Raw genomic sequence first — 24,013 nt, 5'->3', positions numbered from 1 at the left:
CGCCTTTTCTTCACTACCATTGCAGGAGAACACCACCATGACCACCACCCTCGCTCCCCGCCTTTGCGCCTGGGCCTGCCGGGCCGCACTGCCCCTGGGGCTGGCATTGGCCTCGCTCGCCGCCGTGGCTCCGGCCCATGCGCAACCGATGGATCCCGGTAGCTTCTTCGACGATGCGGGCGGCGGCACCGTGACCGCGCTGCCGGCCGGCGTGCAGCGCATCGCCGACGTACCCTATGGCCCCGACCCGCTGCAGCGCATGGACGTGTACCTGCCCAGCACCCCGCGCAGCAGCGTGGACGGCCCCGCACCGGTCATCTTCATGGTGCACGGCGGCGGCTGGCGCACGGGCGACAAGGCCATGTCCCGCGTGGTGCAGGAGAAGGCGGCGCGCTGGGTGCCGCGCGGCTTCGTCTTCATCTCGGTCAACTACCGGCTGCACCCGGCGGTCAACGTGCTGCAGGAGGCCATCGACGTGGCCGTGGCGCTCGACACGGCACAGAAGCAGGCGGCGCAGTGGGGCGCCGACCCCACGAAGTTCATCCTCATGGGCCACTCGGCCGGGGCGCACCTGGTGTCGTTCGTCAACGCGCATGCGCCGCTCTTGCAGCAGTTGGGCGTCACGCCCTGGCTGGGCACGGTGTCGCTGGACAGCGCGCTGCTCAACGCACCGGTCGTGATGTCGCTGCCGCACTATCCGCTGTACGACGAGGTGCTGGGCAGCGATCCGGCCTTCTGGCTGGCGATCTCGCCCTACCAGGCCGTGGCCGGGGCTCAACCGCCTTACCAGTTCGTGTGCTCCACCAGCCGCCCAGACCGCCCCTGCCTGCAGGCGCAGGGCATGGCGGCCCATGTGCAGGCTCTGGGCGGCCGCGCCGAAGTGCTGCCGCAGAACCTCACGCACGGCGAAATCAATGCCAACCTGGGCCTGGAGAGCGGCTACACGCGGGCCGTGGAGACTTTCATGGGATCACTCGATCCCGCGGTTGCACAACGCCTGCGTTAGGCCAGGTAGCGCGCGAGGTACTTGCCAGTGTGGCTGGCGGGATTGGCCGCCAAGTCCTCGGGCGTTCCTACGCCCACCACCATGCCGCCACCGGCACCGCCCTCGGGCCCCATGTCGATGAGCCAGTCGGCGGTCTTGATGACGTCCAGGTTGTGCTCGATGATGACGATGGTGTTGCCCGCGTCGCGCAGCTGGTGCAGCACCTTGAGCAAGAGGTCGATGTCGGCGAAGTGCAGGCCGGTGGTGGGCTCATCCAGGATGTAGAGCGTGCGGCCCGTGTCGCGCTTGGAGAGCTCCTGCGCCAGCTTCACGCGCTGCGCCTCCCCGCCCGAGAGCGTGGTCGCCGCCTGGCCCAGGCGGATATAGGACAGGCCCACGTCGAGCAGGGTCTGCAGCTTGCGCGCCAGGGCTGGCACGTCCTTGAAGAAGGCGAAGGCATCCTCCACCGTGAGCTCCAGGATCTGTGCGATGTTGCGGCCCTTCCAGAGCACCTCCAGCGTCTCGCGGTTGTAGCGCTGGCCGTGGCAGACGTCGCAGGGCACGTAGACGTCGGGCAAAAAGTGCATTTCCACCTTCACCACGCCGTCGCCCTGGCAGGCCTCGCAGCGGCCGCCGGCGACGTTGAAGGAAAAGCGCCCGGGCCCGTAGCCACGTTCCTTGGCGGTATTCACCTCGGCCATCAGTTCGCGGATGGGCGTGAACAGGCCCGTGTAGGTGGCCGGGTTGCTGCGCGGCGTGCGGCCGATGGGCGACTGGTCGACGTTGATCACCTTGTCGAAGTACTCGATGCCCACGATCTCGTCGTGCGCGGCCGGCTCTTCGTGGGCGCGGTAGATCTGGCGCGCCACGGCGGCGTACAGCGTGTCGTTGACCAGCGTGCTCTTGCCCGATCCCGAGACGCCGGTCACGCAGGTCAGCAGGCCTACGGGGAAGTCCACCGTCACGTTTTGGAGGTTGTTGCCCGTGGCGCCGGCCACGCGCAGGGCCTGCACGGCGCCCTGGCGTGCATGGTGGGCGGCCATGCGCTCGGCGCGGCGCTTGCTGGCCTCGGTTTCGGGAAAGCGCGACTTGCCTTTGGCCGGCGCAGGGGCCGGCGCGGCCGCCTCCACCACCGGCAGCCAGGGCGTGCGGCGCCGGGGCACGGCGATGGACAAGGTGCCCGACAGGTACTTGCCGGTCAGCGATTCGGGGTGGTTGCGCACCGTGTCGTAGCTGCCCTGGGCCATCACGCGGCCGCCATGCACGCCCGCGCCCGGCCCCATGTCGATCACGTGGTCGGCGGCGCGCATCATGTCCTCGTCGTGTTCGACCACGATCACGCTGTTGCCGATGTCGCGCAGGTGCTGCAAGGTGGCGATGAGGCGGTCGTTGTCGCGCTGGTGCAGGCCGATGCTGGGCTCGTCGAGCACGTACATCACGCCCGTGAGGCCCGAGCCGATCTGGCTGGCCAGGCGGATGCGCTGCGCCTCGCCGCCCGACAGCGTCTCGGCGCTGCGGTCCAGACTCAGGTAGTTCAGGCCCACATCGTTGAGGAACTGCAGCCGCGTGGTGATCTCGCGCACCACCTTGTCGGCGATCTCGGCCTTGGACCCCGAGAGCGACAGGGAGCGGAACCAGCCGTGCGCGTCGTTGAGCGTGGCATGGCTCACCTCGAAGATGGCGCGGGCCTGCTCGCCCTCGCCCACCTTCACGTGGCGCGCTTCGCGGCGCAGGCGCGTGCCATGGCATTCGGGGCAGGGCTGGGTGCTGCGGTAGCGCGCCAGGTCCTCGCGCACCACCACCGAATCGGTTTCGCGGTAACGCCGCGCCATGTTGGGCAGGATGCCTTCGAAGGTGTGCTTGCGGCTCAGCACCTTGCCCTTGGAGGGGCCGCTGTCCATGATGTAGCTGAAGGCGATCTCCTCCTCGCCCGAGCCGTGCAATACCGCGTTCTGCACGTTGGCGGGCAGCGACTCGAAGGGTGCCTCGACATCGAAGCCGTAGTGCCGGCCCAGGCTCTCAAGCATGGCGAAGTAGTAGCCATTGCGCCGGTCCCAGCCCTTGATGGCACCGCTGGCCAGGCTCAGCGTGGGAAATGCCACCACGCGCAGCGGGTCGAACACCTCGCGCTGGCCGATGCCGTCGCAGGCCGGGCAGGCGCCCATGGGCGAGTTGAAAGAGAACAGGCGCGGCTCCAGTTCGGCCAGCGAGTAGCTGCACACCGGGCACGAGAACTTGGAGCTGAACAGGTGCTCCTGGCCCGAATCCATCTCCAGCACCAGCACGCGGCCATTGCCCTCGTTGCCGCCCACGCGCAGCACGGCCTCGATGCTCTCGGCCAGCCGCTGCTGCATCTCGGGGCGCACCTTGAGGCGGTCGATCACCACGTCGATGCTGTGCTTCTCGGTCTTCTTGAGGGCTGGCAGGTTCTCGTATTCGTAGATCGTGCCGTCCACCCGGAAGCGGATGTAGCCCAGCGCCTGCATCTGCCCGAAGACCTCGGTGAACTCGCCCTTCTTCTCGCGTGCCACGGGGGCCAGCAGCATCAGGCGCGTGTCCTCGGGCAGGGCCAGCACGGCGTCCACCATCTGGCTCACGGTCTGGGCCGCCAGCGGCAGGCCGTGGTCCGGGCAAAAGGGCGTGCCGGCGCGCGCGTACAGCAGGCGCAGGTAGTCATGGATCTCGGTCACCGTGCCCACCGTGGAGCGCGGGTTGTGGCTGGTGGCCTTCTGCTCGATGCTGATGGCGGGCGAGAGGCCCTCGATCAGGTCCACGTCGGGCTTGTCCAGCCGCCCCAGGAACTGCCGTGCATAGGCCGACAGGCTTTCCACATAGCGGCGCTGGCCCTCGGCATACAGCGTGTCGAAGGCCAGGCTCGATTTGCCCGAACCCGACAGCCCGGTGATCACCACCAGCTGGTTGCGCGGGATGTCGAGGTCGATGTTCTTGAGGTTGTGCGTGCGCGCCCCGCGGATGCTGATGCGCTGCTCCCGCAGCACGCGGGCCAGGTAGGCGCCGTCGGAAGATCGGTCGTCGGCGGCGGCAACAGGGTCGTTTTTCACGGGGGCGGGCTCAATGCAGGACAACCCACCATGATAGGCCACCGGCATGCCCCGCGCAGCCCGTTGCCTGCGGCCCGCCGAAGGCCGTGGAAACCGTCTGTATCGAAGCCGCCCTGCAGGGCCCTGCCAATCCTGGCGAATGTGCCGGATGTTTCCGGCCACCGCGCAAGGGACAGCGGCAAATCCAATAAAATGACAATCATTCTCATTTGATGGCCATCCAATGGGGGCATACCCCCATTTGGCCACCCACTCGCCGCAGCATGGCCTCCGAACACACCCTTCCCGACGCATCCCCCGATGCCACCGCCTCTGGCGCCACGCCCGCCGCAGGATGGGCTGGCCGCCGCTGGCGCCTGCCGGCCCTGCCCACGCTGCGCCAGGCCTGGTTCCAGGTGCACTGGTTCATCGGCATCACCGCCGGCACGGTGCTGGTGGTCATCGGGCTGACCGGGGCGCTGCTGGCCTTCCACGAAGAGATCCTGGACGTGATCAACCCCGGGGTGCGGCAGGTGGCCCCCTCGGCGGGACCCATGCTGACACCCCAGCAGACGGTCGACGCGGTGCAGCGTGCCGGCCGCAGCGAGCGCATCAGCAGCGTGGCCGTGCAGGCCGAGCCGGGCAGCTCGGCGCGGGTGACCTTCGTGGCGCGCCCCGGCGAGCGGCGCGGCGACGTGGTCTATGTGCACCCTTACAGCGGCGCCGTGCTGGGCGAGCTGCAGGGGCATGGTTTCTTTGAATGGATCGAGTCGCTGCACCGCTGGCTGCTGCTGCCGCGCGAACCCGGCCGCGTGGTGGCCGGGGTGCTGGCGATCTGCCTGCTGGGCCTGTCGCTCTCGGGCCTGTACCTGCGCTGGCCTCGCAACCCGCTGCGCTGGCGCACCTGGCTGACCTTCGACACCGCGCTCAAGGGCAGGTCCTTCCTGTGGGGCCTGCACTCGGTCATCGGCACCTGGGCGCTGGTGGTGTACGTGGCGCTCACGGCCACGGGTATTTAATGGTGCTTCGATGCCGTGCGCGATACGGTGGACGGCTGGGCCGGCCAGAAACGCCCGCCGCGGGTGGCCGCAACGGCCCGACCACCGGCATCCGCCAGCGCCGAACCCAAGGCGCCCGAGCCTGCAGCCCCGGACCTGGCCCGCACCTGGGCCGTGTTCCAGCAGCAGGCCGGCGACTGGGCCGAGGCCAGCCTGCGCATGCCGGCCAAGGCCGGGCAGCCGGTGCAGGTCACCTGGCTCGACGCCAAGGCGCCGCATGAGCGCGCACGCAACCGCATGTCCATCGAGCCCCTGACCGGCAAGGTCAGCGCCGAGGACCTCTACGCCGAGCGCAGCATGGGCGCTCGCGCACTGAGCACCATTTACCCGGTGCACATGGGCACCTATTTCGGCCTGCCGGGACGGGTGGCGATGCTGCTGGCCAGCCTGGGCCTGCCGCTCTTCGCCATCACCGGCTGGATGCTCTACCTGGACCGCCGGCGCCAGCGCCGCGCCACCGAGGCTGCGCGCGCCGCCCACGGCCAGGGCGTGCCCACCGCCGTGGCCGGCACCCTGGCCGCCGACACCCTGCTGGTGGCCTACGCCAGCCAGGCCGGGCAGGCCGAGCGCATTGCGCTGCAAAGCGCCACCGCCCTGCAGCAGGCCGGCCTGCGCGTGGCCGTGCAGTCGGTGGCACAGCTCACCCCCGAGGCCCTGCGCGCGCACCGCCGCGTGCTGCTGGTGGCCAGCAGCTTCGGCGAAGGGGAGCCGCCCGACAGCGCCCGGCGCTTCACGCGCTTGCTGGAGCAGCAGGGTGCTGGCGCCCTGGCCGGCATGCGCTACGGCCTGCTGGCGCTGGGCGACCGCAACTACGCACGCTTCTGTGGCTACGGCCATGCACTGGACGAAGCCCTGCGCAAAGGCAGTGCCGAGCCCTTGTTCCCACTGATCGAGGTGGACAGCGGCGACCCAGCTGCCCTGGCACGCTGGATGCAGACCCTGGCCACCCTGGAAGGCGCCGAGCATCTGGCGCTGGATACTCCGCTGGCCGATGCCGGTCCCGCATTGCCCTACACCCCCTGGCGCCTGGCGCAACGCGAATGCCTGAACCCGGGCAGCGAGGGCGGTCCGCTGTTCGAGCTGGCGCTGACCTCCGACACATCCGCCACCTGGCACCCCGGCGCCCTGGTCGAGGTGCAAGCCCGCCACAACGCTGAGGCAGTGGATGCCTGGCTGGCCACTGCAGGATGGGCGGGCACCGAGCCCGTGCACTTGGCCAGCCAGCCCTGCACTCTGGCTGAAGCGCTGGCGCAAAGCGTGCTGCCGGTGCCGCCACTGCACTTTGCCGATGCCCAGGCCTGCGCCGACACCCTGGTGGCGCTGGCACCGCGCACCTACTCCGTGGCCTCGCTGCCGCAGGACTGCGCGCTGCAGCTGCTGGTGCGCCAGGAGCGCCATGCGGGCGGGCTGGGCCTGGCTTCGGGCTGGCTCACCACGCATGCCCCGCTGGGCACGCTGGTACCCCTGCGCCTGGTAGCCAACCCGCGCTTCGACGCGGCCACGGGCGACGTGCCCTGCCTGTTCATCGGCAACGGCTCGGGCCTGGCAGGCCTGCGCTCGCACCTGCGCGCACGGGTGGCAGGTGGGCACCGGCGCAACTGGCTGCTCTTCGGCGAGCGCCACAGCGCGCACGACACCCTGTGCACCGCCGAGATCGAGGGTTGGCAGGCCGCTGGCTTCCTGGCGCGGCTGGACCGCGTGTTCTCGCGCGATGGCGGCGAGCACCGCTACGTGCAGGACCGCCTGCGCGCCGCCGCCAGCGAGTTGCGCGCATGGGTGGCTGACGGCGCCATCCTCTATGTCTGCGGCAGTGCCCAGGGCATGGGCTCGGGCGTGGATGCGGTGCTGGCCGAGGTGCTGGGCGCCGATGCGCTGGACGCGCTGATCGCGGACGGACGCTACCGGCGCGACGTCTATTGAGCGCAAGCGGATGGCCGTTTGTTCTTGATCAAAGTCAACGGACAGGGGGATGGGCGAGAATCGGGGTTTGCGCCGTCCACCGAGCCCCTTTCCTTGTTCATGCCTTCCCCGGCCCCGAGTGCCGCCCCTTCCCCCTCTGCCCCCCTGCCGCCGACGGCCGCGCACGCCATGACGCCGCTGGAGCGGCGCGCCAGCGTCAGCCTGGCGCTGATCTTCGCGCTGCGCATGCTCGGCCTGTTCCTGGTGCTGCCGGTGTTCGCGCTGGAGGCACGCAAGTACCCCGGGGGGGATGACCCGGCCCTGGTGGGCCTGGCCATGGGCATCTACGGGCTCACCCAGGCGCTGCTGCAGCTGCCGCTGGGCATGGCCTCGGACCGGTTCGGGCGCAAGCGCGTGATCGTGCTCGGCCTGCTGGTGTTTGCCGGCGGCAGCCTGCTGGCGGCGCTGGCCGATTCGCTCACCGGGCTGCTGCTGGGCCGGGCGCTGCAGGGCGCGGGCGCCGTGTCGGCCGCTGTCACGGCCTTGCTGGCCGACCAGACCCGCGATGCAGTGCGCACCAAGGCCATGGCCCTGGTGGGTGGCAGCATCGGCCTGATGTTCGCCGTGGCCCTGGTGGCCGCGCCGCTGCTCACGGCCCACATCGGCCTGTCGGGCCTGTTCGGCCTGACCTGCGCGCTGGCGCTGGCCGGCGTGGCCGTGGTGCTGTGGCTGGTTCCCCCCGAGCCCACGGAGCACCGCAATGCCCCCCGGGGCCGCCTGGCCGACGTCTGGGCCCACCCTGACCTGCTGCGCCTGAACCTGGGCGTGTTCGTGCTGCACACGGTGCAGCTGTCCATGTGGGTGGCCGTGCCAGCCATGCTGGTGCAGGCCGGCCTGCCCAAGGACCACCACTGGCAGGCCTACCTGCCGGCGGTGGTGCTGTCGTTCGCGGCCATGGGGGGCCTGTTCGCGCTGGAGCGCGCCGGGCATCTGCGCGCGGCCCTGCTGGGCTCCATCGCCCTGGTGCTGGTGGTGCAACTGGGCCTTGGCGGCCTGGCGGCCAGTGGCGCCACGCCCACGCTGTGGGTGTTGGGGCCGCTGCTGTTCGTGTTCTTCTGCGGTTTCAACGCGCTGGAGGCCAGCCAGCCCAGCCTGGTCTCGCGCATGGCACCCGCCGCCCTGCGCGGCGCGGCCCTGGGCAGCTACAACACCCTGCAGTCCCTGGGGCTGTTTGCCGGGGGTGCCCTGGGTGGCGCCCTGGTCAAATGGGCTGGCGCACCGGGCCTCTTTGCCACCACGGCCGTGCTCACCGCGCTGTGGCTGGTGCTGACCTGGCCGCTGCGTCCCACGGGGCGGGGCCAGGGGCACTGAGCGTTTCTGTAACAGATTCGCGCCCGCCCCGGCCACCCCGGCTTGCGGCACAATGGCGCGTTCGGCGCGCAGTCTCTCCACGGACCGGAGAGCACACCAGCGCCCCCCAACATCAAGTAGGTAGAGCAGCACCATGGCATCCGTGAACAAAGTCATCATCGTCGGCAACCTCGGCCGCGACCCTGAAATGCGCACCTTTCCCAGTGGCGACCAGGTGGCGAACGTGACGATTGCCACCACCGACAAGTGGAAAGACAAGCAAAGCGGCGAAATGAAGGAAGCCACCGAGTGGCACCGCGTGGTCTTCAACGGCCGCCTGGCCGAAATCGCCGGCCAGTACCTGCGCAAGGGCTCGCAGGTCTACGTGGAAGGCAGCCTGCGCACCCGCAAGTGGACCGACCAGGCGGGCGTGGAAAAATACAGCACCGAAATCCGTGCCGACCAGATGCAGATGCTGGGCAGCCGCCAGGGCATGGGTGGCGGCCAAGGCGGTGGCCAACAGGGCGGCTATGACGATGGTGGCGGCTACGGCGGCGACCAGGGTGGTGGTGGCTACGACGCGCCACCCCAGCAACAGCGCCGCCCCGCCCCTCCTGCACAGCAGCGCCCCGCTGCGCCGGCCGCGCGCCCGGCCCCTGCGCCCGCACCGCGTGCGGCCTCGGGCTTCGACGACATGGACGACGACATCCCGTTCTGATCGGTCGCACAAGGGCGTGTTGCGCATGACCGCTGGAACCCGGCAGCCCTTCGCAGCCCCATGGCTCCTGTCCAGGCCCGCCCATGTTGCGGGCCTTTTTTTCGCCCGCATGGGCACCAATGACCATGGAAAGCCCTGAGTCCGACCACACCCGCCCCGACGAGGCCCTGCGCCGCTGGCGCCTGATCCTGGGCCGCTATGCCGCGCAGCCGCTGTCGCATGCGCAGTTCGATGCGGGCGACTGGAAGCTCGACCAGGCCCTCGAATACCTCTACGGCCGCGAGTACGACGGCCGGGGCCTGGCGCGCCCTGCGGGCGGCGCAGCCGGCTCGCTCGACCCGAGCCAGCTGCGCGCCATCGACTGGCTCAACCGCTCGCGCGAACTGTTTCCGCAGGAAGTCTTCGAGCGCATGCAGACCCAGGCGATCGACCGCTACCAGCTCACCGACCTGCTCAAGGACCCGGCCGTGCTGCGCTCCATGGACCCCACGCCGGGCCTGGCCAAGGCGCTGCTGGGCATGCGCGGGCGCCTGTCGGGGGCCATGCGCGATGCCGTGCGCGAGGTGATCCAGAAGACGGTGGACGAGATCACCCGGCGCTTGAAGAACGACTTCGTCAACGCCCTGGTGGGCCGGCGCAACCGCCAGCGGCGCTCGCTGATCAAGAACGCGCAGAACTTCGATGCACGTGCCACCATCGCGGCCAACCTCAAGAACTACAGCGCCGAGCGGCGCCAGCTGGTCATCCAGCGCCCGCTGTTCAACGCCCGCGTGAAGCGCAACCTGCCCTGGGACGTGGTGCTGTGCGTGGACCAGAGCGGCTCGATGATGGACTCGGTGATCTACAGCGCCGTGATCGCCGGCATCATGAGCTCGCTGCCCGCCGTGCGCGTGAAGCTCGTGGTGTTCGACACCGCCGTGGTCGACCTTACGCACCTGGCGCACGACCCGGTGGAGGTGCTGCTCACGGTGCAGCTTGGCGGTGGCACCGACATCGGGCGCGCGGTGCATTACTGCGAGTCGCTGATCGGTAACCCGCAGCGCACGGTGTTCACGCTGATCAGCGACTTCGAGGAAGGCGCCGCCCCCGGCCCGCTGCTGTCGGCCGTGGCGCGCATGGCCGAGGCGCGCGTGAAGCTGCTCGGGCTGGCCGCGCTCGACGAAGGCGCCAACCCGGTCTACGACCGCCAGATGGCCCAGCGCCTGGCCAACAAGGGCATGCACGTGGCAGCGCTCACACCCACCCATTTCGCGCAGTGGCTTGCGGAAGTGATGGAGTGACGATGGCCGCCTGGTTCGAGAGCTTCCGCGCCTACGACGACGACACCCTCACGGCCCTGGCCAACGCGGGCCTGCTGCGCCGCGCGGCCAAGGACGTGGAGGCAGGCAAGGTGCTCTGGGCCGAGCAGGGCGCCGACGGCGGCGTGGTCGAGGCCGATGGCCAGCGCGTGCAGCTCGACGCCCGGGGCCCGCAGAAGGCGCAGTGCGACTGCCCGGCGCCGGGCATCTGCAAGCACATCCTGGGTGCGGCGCTATGGCTGCGAGCGCTGGAGCCCGGTGCCGCCACCGCTGGAGCACCAGCAACCCCTGGTGCCCAGGCGGATGCGACACCGCTGCCTGCGCCTGGGCCCAGCGCCGATCCATTGGCCGAGGTGCGCGCCCTGCAAGCCCCCGCGCTGTTCAAGCAGGCCGGCGTGGCCGCCGTGCGCCGCGCGGTGCAAGCGCTGCCCTGCGGCATCGAGTGGCGCGTGCAGGGCGGCACACTGGTGATGGACCTGCCCGCGCTGGGCGCCACCTGCCGCTATGTGGCCGGTGCCGGCTACGAGGGCATGGTGTCCGAAGTGCCCACACGCGAGCGCAAGGCCGTGCACCTGATCGCGCTGGCGGCCCTGCGCGAGGTGCTGGGCGAGCCGCTGCCCTGGCCCGAGGGAATGGCCCCTGCCGCAGCGGCAGAGCAGCCCACCGCCGCGCTGGGCGAACGCGAGCGCGCCTTCCTCGCCCAGGTGGAGGCCATGCTGCACGAGCTGCTGACCGGCGGCCTGTCTCACGTGAGCGAGCAGGCCTCGGCACGCTTGCTGGCGCTCAACATGTCGGCACGCGGCGAAGGCCTGCCGCGCCTGGCCGCGCTGCTGCGCAACCTGGGCGGCATGGTCGACGGTCTGGTGCGGCGCGACCACCGCATGCAGGAGCGCGATGCGCTGGCGCTGATGTCCAGCATCCAGGCGCTGTGCGATGCCCTGCGTGCCCCCGCTGAAGGCCAGGAGGCCGCAGAGCGCACCGCCGCCCTGCGCGGCCGGGTGCGCCGCACCTTCGACGAGACAGCGGCGTTGCAATTGCTGCCCCTGGGCGCCCACTGGTGGCAGACCCTGGGCGGTGCGCGCGGCCTGACCCTGGCCTTCTGGGACCTGGAGGGCCAGCGGCTGCTGCAGGCCGTGCTGGCGCGCCCCGATGGCAGCGACACGGGCTTCACGCGCCACAGCGCCTGGGCCATCCATGCCGTGTGGCCCGGTGTGGGCGCCGCACAGTCCCTGTGCCAGGCCCCGCTGCAGCTTGAATCCCCCCGGCTGGCCGACGACGACCGGCTGGCTTTGGCCGGCACGGCCCGGGCGCAGGCGCTGGCACCCTGGCACGCGGGCGATGCGCGCCTGGCCACGCTGGGCTGTGGCCGCTGGGCCGAACTCACGGCGCAGCTGAGCGCGGCCACGGGTCTCTCGGGCGATGGCGCCGAACTGGTGCTGCTGCGCCCTGCCGCCACGCGCACCCCCATCCTCGATGAGGCGCACCAGCAGTTGCTGTGGCCCGTGCAGGATGCCGATGGCCTGTGGCTGCACCTGACCGTGCCCGTGGGCGACGCCAGCATGCAGCGCGTGGACAACCTCGACCGGCTGGCCGCACGTGGCGCCCCGGTACACGCCGTGCTGGTGCGGGTGGAGCGCACCTCTGCCACCACCTTGCTGGTGCCGCTGTCGCTGCTGAGCAGTGACGCCAAAGGCCAGGTGCATGCCATCTCGCTGGACTATGCGACCGAGGCGGCGCGGCCCACGCCGCTGGCCCAGCGCATCCTGCGCCTGGTGCAATGGCGCAAGGACCAGGCCACGCCAGCGGCCACCCAGCCCACGCGCGCCCAGCGCCTGCTGGGCCCGGTGCTCGACGTGCTGGAGACCCAGGCCGCCACCGGACGCATGCCGCTCACCGAAACGCAATCGGAGCGCCTGGGCGCTGCGTTACCCGGCATCGCCTCGGTGGGGCTGCACACCGTGGCATCGGCCCTGCAACACCACTTGGCCACACCGCAGCCGGCCGGCATGCTGCGCCTGCAGCAGCTGTGCCAGCGCACGGTGGAGCTCGACGGCCTGCCCTCCATCGCTGCGTAGTCGCGCACCGGCGTGGTGTTACAAGCCATTACCTTGAAAGCGGGCAAATTGCACGCTGGCGCGGCCTGGCGCCACGGCAGCGCCATGACGCGCTGACAAAATGCGAGGCTCTATTCAGACCACAGGGGATCGCGCATGGGATTGCTGGACAAGATCGTGGGGGCGGTGACGGGCCGCTCGGGCAATGATGGCAATGGACTGAGCACCGCGCAGAACAACCTGCTGCGCCAGGCCATGGAGCCGCTGGACAAGGCGGCGCCGGGCCTGGCGGACAAGGCCCTGGCCTTCGTGAGCGAAGGCACCCACGAAGCCGTGCTGCTGGAGCTGCAGGCCCCCCATGCCCTTGAGCCCGGTCAATTGCTCGGCTCGCCGGGCCGGCTGCGCTGGGGCTTCAACCTCTGGAACGACAAGCCCCTGGAGGCAGCGGGCAAGAAGAGCCTGGCCGGGCGCTCCGGGTTCTACGCCGCTGTGCCTGCCGACAAGCCGCCTCTGGCCCTGCTGGTGCGCCTGGGCAAGCTGCTGGCTGCAGCCGATGCCGGCAAGTCGCTGGAGCACCCTGGTGCGCCCGTGCCCGACTGGCTGCAATACCTGGTCAACGATGCGGTGCATGCCAGCTTCAAGGATGGCAACAGCAACAAGCACGAGCCGGCCAAGGAGCGTGCGGCCTGGACGGTCGACCTCGTCGCCCGCCTGCTGACCGAAGAAGGCTTGGACGAGGCGCTGGCGCTGCAGCTGGTGTTCGAGCGCAAGGGCCTGGACAGCTACTACCAGGACCGCCTGGACCATCTGGTGAAGAACCCGGCCGTCGCCGATTTCATGCGCGCGCGCCCCGAGGCCGCACAGGCCCTGCTGCAGCAGCTCTCGGCATCGGGCCGCGTGCAGCTGGCTTCGCGCATCGGGCCGGACAAGGAACTGCGCGCCGCCTTCCCACCGCTGCTGGTGGCGCTGGCCGCTGATGGCAGCAAGACCGTGCGCGCCGAGGCCGTGCCGCACATCGAGGGCATCGCCGAAGCCGAACGCCTGCGCCTGCTGGCCGCACTGCTGAACAACGGTGATACCAGCCAGCGCACCCAGGCGGCCGAGCTGCTCGCGCGCCTGCCCGCCGAGTCCACGCGCAGCCTGCTCGAAGCCGCGCTGGCCAGCGAGGCCAGCAAGCCGGTGCAGCAGGCGATCCGCGCCGCACTGAACCGGCTGGACGCAGCCGGCAATGCGCAGGAGCAGGACCTGCCCGAGCCCCCGCCCTGGGCTCCGTTTGCCGACAACCCGCTGGGCCAGGACGCGCTGGATCTGCTGCTGGCCAACCGCACCGAGGTGATCGAGCGCGCGCGCCGCGCCGCCGAGGAAGAGGCCGAAGAAAACAAGACCCAGAAGCACAAGTACACTTGGCGCCAGAAGAGCTACGCCAACCTGTCCAAGCTGACCGAGGACGACATGCGCCAGGCATTGGCCCTGCTCAATGGCCAGCTCGACAGGAAGCAGACAGAGAAACTGCGCAGCACCGAGGTGGCCCAGGCGGTGACGCACGGCAACCGCCTGTTCGCACTGCCGTCCTTCGGGCCCTCGCACTTGATCCGCTGGCTGGGCGTGTCGCGCTACGGCCGCAGCTTCTGGTTCGACGACGGTTTCCAGAAGTGGCTGGGCCGCCAGCCCCGGGGCAGCGTGGACCTGCGCGCCCTGGCCGAGCTGATGCAGCGCTCCAGCCTGCCGATCATTGAAGTGGCACGCACGGCGCTGTCCGACTACTGGAACACCCCCAGCGCCACGGATCTGCTGCCGCCCGAGTGCATCTGGCCCTTCTTCATGGAGCATCCCGAGTTCATCGACCAGGCCCTGGGCCTGACCGCCCCCCCGCCCAACACCGAGCGCTATTCCAGCGCTCTGGCGCTGGCGCCCGCGCTGCAGACGCTGGCGGTGTTCCCCACCATCCCGGCACGCTGGCTGCCACGCGTGATGGAACTGGCCCTGGGCGAGGGCAAAACGCACCGCCCCATGGCCCAGAAGGCCTTGTCCACCCTGCCGAGCATCGGCCGTCAGGTGGTGGAATCGCTCACCCACACCAAGAGCGAAGTGCGCACCGAGGCCGCGAACTGGCTGGCCGAGCTGAAGTACACCGACGCCGTGCCGGCCCTCACCAAGGCGCTCGAAAAGGAAAGCCGTGAGACGGTGCGTGCCGCCTTCCTGACCGCACTGGAAGGCCTGGGCGATGACATCTCGCCGCGCCTGGCCCCCGCCATCCTGCTGGCCGAGGCGAAGAAGGGCCTCAAGGCCAAGCCCCCTGCGGGCCTGGCCTGGTTCGCGCTGGATGCGCTGCCGGCCGCACGCTGGGCCGACGGCACGGCCGTGGAGCCCGAGATCCTGCGCTGGTGGGTGGTGCTGGCCTGCAAGCTCAAGGAGCCCGGCGGCAACGCCCTGCTCACGCGCTACATGGGCCTGCTCGATGCCGGGAGCCGCCAAACCCTGGGCAGCAGCGTGCTGCGCCAGTTCATCGCCCAGGACACGCGCCATCCGCCGCTCGAGGAAGGCATCGCCTACGCCCAGGCCCATGCGCCGCAGCGCTACCAGTCCTACCAAAAGGGCTACCAGAACGCCAAGCCCGAGTACCGCCAGTACTACGAGGCCGACTACGCCAAGTCCGAAGACCAGGTGTTCGAAGAATGCAAGCGCGAGAAGATGGCCGAGTACCTGGGCAGCGCCATCGGCGAGAAGGGCATCCTGGCGCTGGCGGCCTTTGCGCCGGGCCATGAGATCGTGACCCTGCTGCAGCAGTACATGCGCGACCACTACCAGCGCCGCTCGCAGATCGAGGCCATGCTCGAAGGCGTGGCCCCGGGCAACGACCCGGTGGTGATCCAGCTGATGCTGGGCCTGTCGCGCCGCTACCGCACGGCCTCGGTGCAGACCAAGGCCCGCGCCCTGGTGCAGGAGATCGCCGACCGCAACGGCTGGACGCAGGACCAGCTGGCCGACCGCACCATACCCACAGCCGGCCTGGACGACACCGGCACCCTGGCGCTGCCTTTTGGCGAGCGCATCTTCACCATGGTGCTCGACGCGGCGATGAAGCCCGAGCTGCGCAACCCCGAGGGCAAGGCCATCAAGACCTTGCCCGAGCCGCGCCAGAACGACGACCCGGCGCAGGCCAAGGAGACCAAGGCGCTGCTGTCCACCAGCAAGAAGGAGCTCAAGCAGGTCATCGACCTGCAGACCGCCCGCCTGTTCGAGGCCATGTGCACCGGTCGCCACTGGCCCGTGGCCGAGTGGCGCGAGTACCTGCACCGCCACCCGGTGGCCGGCCGGCTGATCCAGCGACTGGTGTGGCTGGAGGTGGATGCCGAGGGCGCCGCGCTGCAGAGCTTTCGCCCCACAGAGGACGGCAGCCTGATCAACACCGAGGACGACGAGGTGCAATTGTCCGACGGCGCCCAAGTGCGCCTGGCCCACGCCTCGCTGGTGGACAAGGCCAGCGCCAGCGCGTGGACGAAACACTTCAAGGACTACAAGACAGCCCCGCTGTTCCCGCAGATGTCGCGCCAGTCGCCCACCCTGGCCTTCACCGACGAGAAGGGGCTGGCCGTGAGCGAAATCAAAGACCGCCAGGGCTGGGTCAGCGACAGCTTCACCCTGCGCGGCGCCTTCACCAAGCTCGGCTACCAGCGCGCCCAGGCCGAAGACGGCGGCTTCTTCTACCAGTACACCAAGGACTTCTCGAGCGTGGGCGTGCGCGTGGCCATCGATTTCTCCGGCAACACCCTGCCCGAGGAGAACGTGGCTGCCGCCCTCAAGACGCTCAGCTTCGAGGACAGCAAGGCACGCAGCTGGGGCGACAACACCCTGCCCCTGGCCAGCGTGCCGCCCGTGCTGCTGGCAGAGGCCTACGCCGACTACCTGGCCATCGCCCAGGCCTGCACCGGTTTCGATGCCGACTGGGAAAAGAAGATGCCCTGGTAGCCTGTCAGCGGGCTCCTGAAGAGGGGCACCGCAAGATTTCAGGCCGTAACTGTTTGAATCGAGCGACGAAAACCGGACGTAATTCACGTTTTTTTGGTGAGGTCTCTCCATTCTCACAATTTGCGACATCTTGGCGCGAAAACTACCGCGATGATCCAGCCCTTGCACCGCACAACAGCCCATGAGCTGTGCGGGATTTCATTGAATGTGAATGATTGAGGGAGGAATTTTCATGCCGGGTTTTGTCCGAAAAATACTGATTTTCATCACGGGCTATGCATGGCTCATCCTGCTGGCAGGCCCGGGCCTGGCTGGCATGGCCATCTGGAGCAGCTGGAAGGCCGATGGCGACCACGCCTACACCGCGCGGGAGCAGCTGCAGACGGTGGCCGGCACGGTCACCGGCGCCAGCGAGGTGACGGTCAAGCGCAAGCGCCGCTCGACCAAGCAGTACTACGAAATCACCGTCAAGCCTGAAGCGGGTGGCGAAGAGCGCAAGCTGCGCATCGCGCACAGCGAGCCCAAGGCGGTCGTGGGCGGCATCATCGACGAGAAGGTCACCGCGCTGTACGACAGCAGCGACAGCGACATCGTCTACGAGGTGGTGATGGCCGGCAAGCCCGTGATCAGCTATGAGGCCACGCGCACACGCATGCAGGCCGAGGCCGCGTCCACGGCCCAGTCCTTCAGCGGGGCCGGCATCTGGGTGCTGGCCGTCGTGCTGACGCTGCTGGGCGCCGCCGGCGTATGGTCCAACCGCAAGCTGCGCCGCGCCGACGAGCTGGCTGCCGCCTGATTCCCTACCCGAAGAGAGAGGCAGGAAGCGGCCCACAAGGCTGCTTCCTGTGTGAGAAGTAGCAACAACCACAACCGAGGAACATCCTTGTGAACACCAATGTACTGACCCCTGAGGACCCGTCCGGCTCCCCCATGGAGCGCCGCGAGTTCATCGTCTCCACCTACAAGCACCTGGGCGCGGCCATCCTGGCCTTTGTCGTGCTGTCCACCGTGCTGATGCTGAGCGGCTTTTCCACCACCACCGCCAAGATGCTGCTGGGCAGCGGCAACAAGTTCATCTGGTTGGGCGTGATGGGCGCCTTCATGCTCGTGGGCTGGCTCGCCACCCACCTGGCCGACAACGCGGAAAAGCCCCAGACCCAGCTCATGGGACTCGGGATCTACGTGCTGGCAGAGGGTCTGATCTTCGCGCCCATGTTCGGCATCGCCCAGATCGTCGCGCCCGGCGCCATCGGCGCGGCAGGCTTCATCACGCTGCTGATGGTGGCGGCCCTGACCTGGACGGCCTTCACCAGCAAGTCGGACTTCTCGTTCCTGGGCGGCATCCTCAAGGTGGGTGGCCTGGTCGCGCTGGGCACCATCGTGGCCGGCGCGATCTTCGGCTTCAAGCTCGGCATCTGGTTCTCCGGCATCATGGTGCTGTTCGCTGGCGCCTGCGTGCTGTACGACACCTCGCGCATCATCCACGACTACCCCACCGACCGCCCCGCTGGCGCCGCGCTGCACCTGTTCGCGTCGATCGCGCTGATGCTCTGGTACGTGCTGCGCATCCTGATCAGCCTGGCGACGAACGACGATTGAGCCAAGGCCTGGGCCGGTGCCCTGCGAAGGGCACCCGACAGAAACAAGTACACCGGGGCATGCACAGCATGCGCCCGGTGTTTTATTTGGAGCGATGCACTCTTGCTGCGGAGACTGCGCAAAGCTGGTCCAAAATAGCTGCGAAGGGCGCGCAGCCCGTCTCCCTGTGCGCGCTCACCGCCGTCAACACCACCGACACCATGAGCACCACCCCCCCTTCCGCGAACCAATCCGTGCGCCTGTCGCCCGAGCAACGCTGGGCCGACGAACTGGCCCGCCTGGCCGCAGCAGACACCCACGCCCTGCCGCCGGGCTGGAAGCTCTCGCCGCGTGCGGTGCGCCAGTTCATCCTGGGCGATGCCAAGCTGCAGGTGACGCAGAAGTTCTTTGGCGACGACCCGCTGGTGGACCGCGCCATCGTCACGCTCATGGGCCACCAGGGCCTGATGCTGGTGGGCGAGCCGGGCACGGCCAAGTCGCTGCTGTCGGAGCTGCTCTCGGCGGCCATCAGCGGAGACTCGGGCCTCACGGTGCAGGGCACGGCCGGCACCACCGAAGACCACATCAAGTACAGCTGGAACTACGCCCTGCTGCTGGCCGAGGGCCCGAGCCAGCGCGCGCTGGTGCCATCGCCCCTGTACCAGGCCATGCGCGCGGGCAAGCTGGTGCGCTTCGAGGAAATCACGCGCTGCCCGCCCGAGATCCAGGACGTGCTGATCTCGCTGATGAGCGACAAGCAGCTGATGATTCCGGAGCTCGGCGACGACGCGCGCCTGTTCGCCCAGCGCGGCTTCAACATCATTGCCACGGCCAACCTGCGCGACCGGGGCGTGCACGAGATGTCCTCGGCCCTGAAGCGGCGCTTCAACTTCGAGACCGTGCGCCCGATCCGCGACCACCAGTTCGAGGTCGACCTGGTGATGGCGCAACTGGCGCGCGAGCTGGCCGGCAACGAGGCGCCGGTGAACGTGCCGCGCGACGTGGTCTCGCTCTTGGTCACCACCTTCCAGGAGCTGCGCGCCGGCCAGACGCAGGAGGGCACGGCCATCAAGGGGCTTGATGCCGTGATGTCCACCGCCGAGGCGGTGAACGTGGCCTATGCGGCCGCACTGCAGGCGCGGCATTTCAACGACGGCGAACTGACCCCGCGCGAGATCGCCGGCCAGCTGCAGGGCGTGGTGCTCAAGGACAGCACCGAGGATGCCAAGCGCGTGCGCCACTACTTCGACACCGTGGTGCGCGAGCGCGCCCGGCGCGACCCGCAGTGGAAGGCTTTCCACGAAGCAGCCCGCTCGCTGTGGCAATAGCGGTGAGCACAACACCGCAGCCCGTGGGCCTGCGGCCGGAAATAGCGGCCCTGCTGCAGCAGTTGCTCGGCGACGAGGGCATCTTCTTCGTGCCCGTGCGCCACCACAGCCCGGCCTGTGCCTGGGCGCTGCGCCACCTGCTGCGCGAGGTGCGCCCGGCGGCCGTGCTGATCGAGGGCCCGGATGACCTCGACGCTCTGCTGCCCCTGCTGCAGGACCCGCTGACCCGCACCCCCGTGGCCTGGCTGTGCCAGGCCACGCGCGAAGCCAAGGCCGAGCCGCCTGACCCCGGCGAGGAAGGCACCGAGGCCGAACCGGAGTCCGCCGCGCCGCGCACGGTGACCAGCAGCTCCTTCTACCCCCTGTGCGACTACAGCCCCGAATGGATCGCCGTGCGCGAGGGTGTGGCCCTCGGCGCGCAGGTCGCACTCATCGACCTGCCCTGGCGCCACAAGGCCTGGGAGCGCCGCTACGGCGAAGGCGATGGCGGGGAGGAAACGCAGGCCCCCGACACCGCGCGCAGCCAGATGGAGGAGCGCCACTTCGCCCACAGCCGCTACCTGAACGCCATGGCACGCCAACTCGGCTGCGTGGACCACCACGACCTGTGGGACAGGCTGTTCGAACTGCGCACGCCCGAGGCGCTTGCCGACTGGCGCACGCTGTTCGCCGACGTGTTCAGCTGGTGCGCCATGGCCCGGCAGGACTACGAGCCCGAGGTGCTGGAGGCCGAGCTGAGCCTGCCGCGCGAGCGCCACATGGCCGCGCACATCCGCCGCTGGCGCAACGACGTGACAGGCCCCATCGTGGTGGTGACGGGGGGCTTTCACACCGCCGAGCTGCTGCGCAGCTGGAAGACGGCCCCGCCCCTGGCGGCGCCCGCCAAGGCTGCAGCCAAAAAGAACAAGGCCGCGGAGCCCGATGCCTGGCTGATCCGCTACAGCTTCGAGCAGCTCGATGCGCTCAATGGCTATGGCGCCGGCATGCCGTCACCGGGCTACTACCAGCGCACCTGGGAAGCCCTGGAGGCGCTGCAGGCCCCGGCCCAACGCGATGTCCCGGCGACCGGGGCGGTCCACCCCCTCACCGTGGTGGCGCTGGACCTGCTGACCCGCTTCGCGCAGCAGACCCGCGCGCAGGACCAGGCCGACGCCGTCTCCACCGCACTGGTGCAGGCCGCTGCACTGCAGGCCGTGCGCCTGGCCGAGCTGCGTGGCAATGCCGGGCCGGGCCGCCAGGACCTGCTGGACGCGATCCGCTCGTGCTTTGTCAAGGGCGCGATGGACGAGGGCACGCGCGGCTTCACGGCCGACCTGCGCGCCTTCCTGGGCGGCACGCGCATCGGCGATGTGCCGCCTTCGGCCGGCTCGCCACCGCTGATCGAGGACGCGCGCCGCCTGGCCCGGGCCGCTGGCGTGCGCCTGGACGACAGCGCCTCGCGCACGGTACGGCTGGACCTGTACCGCAAGCCCTCGCACCGCGAGCGCAGCCGCTTCCTGCACGCCATGGCCTACCTCGATGCGGGCCTGGCACAGTGGGTGGCCGGGCCCGATTTCATCGCCGGCAGCCGGCTGAACATGCTGTTCGAGGAATGGCGCGCCGCTTGGTCGCCCATGGTCGAGGCGCGCCTGATCGCGCTGGCCAGCGACGGCGCGAGCGTGGAGGCGGTGTGCCTGGCGCGGCTGCTGCGCGAAGAGGCTGCCCTGTCCGACCAGGGCCGCGGGCGCAGCGCCAGCGCCGCCGTCGCCCTGCTGCAGCGCGCCTGCCTGGTGGGCCTGCACGCGCGGCTGCCGCAGCTGCTGGCCATGCTCTCGGCCCACCTCGACGAGGATGCCTCGCTCGGCTCCGTCGTGGAATGCGGGCACCGGCTGGTCACGCTGTGGCGTGCACGCGAGCCCCTGGGCGTGCAGCAGAACCCGCAGTTGGCCGGCCTGCTGCAGCGCGTGTGGCCCGCGGCCCTGTACCTGCTGCCGCCGCTGGCCCAGACCCCGCTAGACGGGCAGGAGCAGGCCGTGCGCCTGCTGCTCTCGTTGCGCGAGCTGGGGCGCCTGCTGACCGGCCTGGACGGGGACGGCAGCAATGCCATCGATGCCAGCCTGCTCGTGGAGCACCTGGAGCGCTTTGCCACGGGCGCCGGCTGCGCGCCCGGCGTGGCCGGCGCCGCCACTGCGCTGCTGTACCTGGACGGCCACTGGGACGACGCGGCGCTGGACGCGGTGGTGCGCCAGCGCTTTGGCCCCGGAGCCCAGCCGCAAGAGGCGGTGCAGTTCCTGAGCGGCATGATGACCGCTGCGCCCGAGCTGCTGCTGCGTCTGCCAGGCCTGCTGCTGGGGCTGGACGCCCTGGTGCGCCAATGGGACGACGAGGCCTTCGTGGCCCACCTGCCGGACCTGCGCCAGGCCTTCACCGGGCTGCGCCCACAGGAAACGGCGGACCTGGCCACCAAGGTGGCGCAGCTGCATGGCACGGACGACGCCACCGCCGCATCGCTCGCCGGCATGCACTACGAAACCACCGAAGAAGACCTGCACGCCGGCCTGCGCCTGCAGGCCTTGCTAGAGGCCAGCCTGCAGCGCGATGGGCTGCAGCACTGGATCCGCTGAGCTATTCGGTAGCGCTGGCGATCACGCCGCCGCCCAAGCAGACCTCACCGTCGTAAAGCACGGCCGACTGCCCCGGCGTGACGGCCCACTGCGCCTCCGGGAACTGCAGGCTCAGCCCCGCGTCGTCGGCCGCGAGCACGGTGCAGGCGGCATCCTGCTGGCGGTAGCGCGTCTTGGAGCCATAGACGCCCGGTGCCGGCGCGTGGCCGGCCGTCCAGCTCACGTCCTGCGCGGTCAGCGCATGGGACAGCAGCCAGGGGTGGTCGTGCCCCTGCACCACGCGCAGCGTGTTCTTCGCCAGGTCCTTGCGTGCCACGAACCAGGGTTCGTGCTCGCCGCCGCCGCGCTGGGCGCCCTTTTCCTTGATGCCGCCGATGCCCAGGCCCTGGCGCTGGCCCAGGGTGTAGAAAGACAGGCCCACGTGCTTGCCCAGGGTGCGGCCCCGGTCGTCCTGAATGGGGCCGGGCGCATGGCTGATGTAGCGGTTCAGGAACTCGCGGAACGGCCGCTCGCCGATGAAGCAGATGCCGGTGGAGTCCTTCTTCTTGGCGTTGGGCAGGCCGATGGCCTCGGCGATGCGGCGCACCTCGGTCTTGTGCAGCTCGCCCACGGGGAACAGGGTCTTGGACAGCTGCGCCTGGTTCAGGCGGTGCAAAAAGTAGCTCTGGTCCTTGGACGGGTCCAACCCCTTGAGCAATTCGAACAGGCCCGAGGCGGGGTTCTGGCGCACGCGCGCATAGTGCCCGGTGGCAATCTTTTCGGCGCCCAGGCGCATCGCGTGGTCCAGGAAGGCCTTGAATTTGATCTCGGCATTGCACAGCACGTCGGGGTTGGGCGTGCGGCCGGCCTGGTACTCGCGCAGGAACTCGGCGAACACCCGGTCCTTGTAGTCGGCGGCGAAGTTCACGTGCTCGATCTCGATGCCGAGCACGTCCGCCACGGCGGCCGCGTCCACGAAGTCAATGTTGGACGAGCAGTACTCGCTGTCGTCATCGTCTTCCCAGTTCTTCATGAAGATGCCGACCACCTCGTGGCCCTGCTGCTTGAGCAGGTGGGCGGTGACGGCCGAGTCCACGCCGCCTGAGAGGCCGACGACGACGCGGTGCTTGGTTGGTGCTGTCATTGCCCAGATTGTATTTTTTATGCTGCGGGCACGCTGCGCGGGCGCGAAGAACGCGTAGCCTCCAGCAGGTCATACAGCTGCTGGGCCGCCGGCGAGAGGGAGCGCCCGCGGCGTTTGATGAGCCCCATCTGCCGCGTGACCACCGGGTCGACCAGGGGAATGCTGACCAGCGTGGGGTGGTCCTTGCCCGGCATGGCCAGGCGCGGCACGGCCGCCACGCCCAGCCCCGCCTCGACCAGGCCGAGCAGGGTGGTCACATGCTTGGCCTCGTACAGGCACTGCGGGCGATCGGGCACGTTGGCCAGCGCCAGGTCCATCAGCAGGCGGTTGCCCGAGGTCTTGCCCACCGACATGAAGTCGTGCTGGCCCAGCTCCGCCCAGGTGACCTTTTTGCGCCGGGCCAGCACATGGTCGCGCCGGCAGGCGGCTACAAAGCGCTCGGCCAGCACGGGCTTGAACTCGATCTCGGCCTCCTGGCTGCCGATGAAATTCAGGCCAAAGTCCGCATCGCCCTGCGCCACGGCCACCAGCACCTCGTTGGCGCTGGCGTCGTACACCTTGACCCGGATTTTCGGAAACCGCTCGTGGTAACGCTTGACCACCTGCGGCAAAAAGTAATACACGGCCGAGGGCACACAGGCAATGGTCACCTCGCCCATGCGCCGCGCCGCCACGTCGCCCAGGCCCATGAGCATGCCGTCGAGGTCGTCGAGCCACAGCCGCGTCTTGCGTGCGAAATCGCGGCCCACGGCCGTAAGCGTCACGCGGCGCGTGGTGCGGTCGAGCAGGCGCACGCCCAGCGCCTCTTCGAGCTTGTCGATGCGGCGGCTGAAGGCCGGTTGCGACAGGTGGATGGATTCGGCCGCAGCGCGAAAGCTGTGCAGCTCGGCCACCGCGGCAAAGGCCTGGATGTCGGCAAGGTCGAACTTGTTGTGCATGGCATGTCCTGGCAGGAACGATAGTGGGAGGCAAGGGGGCGCATGGCGTTGCGCGCCGTGCATCAATGCTT

The 24,013-nt window shown here is 69.6% G+C and carries 14 protein-coding genes and 1 pseudogene; 12 read left to right on the top strand and 3 right to left on the bottom strand.

Annotated elements, in window-relative coordinates; all coding sequences use genetic code 11:
* Positions 1-37: 37 nt before the first annotated feature.
* A complete protein-coding gene (locus ASE28_RS13725) occupies positions 38-1,006 on the top strand; it encodes an alpha/beta hydrolase (RefSeq protein ID WP_057266986.1) in 969 nt (322 codons plus the stop codon).
* On the opposite strand, the gene uvrA is transcribed toward ASE28_RS13725, so the two are convergent.
* Complete coding sequence (gene uvrA / locus ASE28_RS13720) at positions 1,003-4,095, bottom strand: excinuclease ABC subunit UvrA (protein ID WP_369818171.1); 3,093 nt, start codon at positions 4,093-4,095, stop codon at positions 1,003-1,005. The genes ASE28_RS13725 and uvrA overlap by 4 nt on opposite strands.
* Positions 4,096-4,259: 164 nt before the next feature.
* On the opposite strand from uvrA, the pseudogene ASE28_RS33600 reads away from it, so the two are divergent.
* The 11 genes and pseudogenes from ASE28_RS33600 to ASE28_RS13670 form a co-directional block, all read left to right on the top strand.
* A pseudogene (locus ASE28_RS33600) lies at positions 4,260-5,510 on the top strand (PepSY-associated TM helix domain-containing protein); the annotation flags it as partial.
* Positions 5,505-7,004, top strand: coding sequence for a sulfite reductase subunit alpha (locus ASE28_RS33595; RefSeq protein ID WP_369818190.1), 1,500 nt, complete (start codon positions 5,505-5,507; stop codon positions 7,002-7,004). The pseudogene ASE28_RS33600 and the gene ASE28_RS33595, both read left to right, overlap by 6 nt.
* A 168-nt stretch (positions 7,005-7,172) precedes the next feature.
* The gene (locus ASE28_RS13710; protein WP_057266984.1) at positions 7,173-8,354 is read left to right on the top strand and encodes an MFS transporter; all 1,182 of its coding nucleotides are present in this window, start codon (positions 7,173-7,175) and stop codon (positions 8,352-8,354) included.
* Between the two features lie 133 nt (positions 8,355-8,487).
* Positions 8,488-9,051 carry a single-stranded DNA-binding protein gene (gene ssb / locus ASE28_RS13705; RefSeq protein WP_057266983.1) on the top strand — a complete coding sequence of 188 codons (564 nt, stop codon included), beginning with the start codon at positions 8,488-8,490 and terminating at the stop codon, positions 9,049-9,051.
* A gap of 125 nt (positions 9,052-9,176) precedes the next feature.
* Positions 9,177-10,331, top strand: coding sequence for a VWA domain-containing protein (locus ASE28_RS13700; protein WP_057267304.1), 1,155 nt, complete (start codon positions 9,177-9,179; stop codon positions 10,329-10,331).
* 2 nt (positions 10,332-10,333) lie between these two features.
* Positions 10,334-12,424, top strand: coding sequence for an SWIM zinc finger family protein (locus ASE28_RS13695; protein ID WP_057266982.1), 2,091 nt, complete (start codon positions 10,334-10,336; stop codon positions 12,422-12,424).
* 135 nt (positions 12,425-12,559) lie between these two features.
* Complete coding sequence (locus ASE28_RS13690; protein ID WP_057266981.1) at positions 12,560-16,372, top strand: DUF4132 domain-containing protein; 3,813 nt, start codon at positions 12,560-12,562, stop codon at positions 16,370-16,372.
* Positions 16,373-16,604: 232 nt separating this feature from the next.
* Entirely contained in the window at positions 16,605-17,168 is a 564-nt protein-coding gene (locus ASE28_RS13685; RefSeq protein WP_057266980.1) for a hypothetical protein, read from the top strand.
* Between the two features lie 89 nt (positions 17,169-17,257).
* Positions 17,258-17,971, top strand: a complete 714-nt coding sequence (locus ASE28_RS13680; protein ID WP_082608056.1) for a Bax inhibitor-1 family protein — start codon at positions 17,258-17,260, stop codon at positions 17,969-17,971.
* A 200-nt stretch (positions 17,972-18,171) separates the two neighbouring features.
* Positions 18,172-19,278, top strand: coding sequence for an AAA family ATPase (locus ASE28_RS13675; RefSeq protein ID WP_057267303.1), 1,107 nt, complete (start codon positions 18,172-18,174; stop codon positions 19,276-19,278).
* Between the two features lie 2 nt (positions 19,279-19,280).
* A complete protein-coding gene (locus ASE28_RS13670) occupies positions 19,281-21,881 on the top strand; it encodes a DUF5682 family protein (RefSeq protein ID WP_235516117.1) in 2,601 nt (866 codons plus the stop codon).
* 1 nt (position 21,882) lies between these two features.
* On the opposite strand, the gene mnmA is transcribed toward ASE28_RS13670, so the two are convergent.
* Both mnmA and ASE28_RS13660 read right to left on the bottom strand, forming a co-directional pair.
* Positions 21,883-23,004 carry a tRNA 2-thiouridine(34) synthase MnmA gene (gene mnmA / locus ASE28_RS13665; protein ID WP_057266978.1) on the bottom strand — a complete coding sequence of 374 codons (1,122 nt, stop codon included), beginning with the start codon at positions 23,002-23,004 and terminating at the stop codon, positions 21,883-21,885.
* Positions 23,005-23,021: 17 nt separating this feature from the next.
* Positions 23,022-23,942 (bottom strand): LysR family transcriptional regulator, encoded by a 921-nt coding sequence (locus ASE28_RS13660; RefSeq protein ID WP_057266977.1) that lies wholly within the window; start codon positions 23,940-23,942, stop codon positions 23,022-23,024.
* Positions 23,943-24,013 lie beyond the last annotated feature (71 nt).

The sequence above is a fragment of the Acidovorax sp. Root219 genome (assembly GCF_001428665.1).
GTDB lineage: Bacteria > Pseudomonadota > Gammaproteobacteria > Burkholderiales > Burkholderiaceae_C > Acidovorax.
The sequence above is the reverse complement of the archived record's forward strand: the minus strand, read 5'-3'. Positions and strand labels throughout refer to the sequence as shown.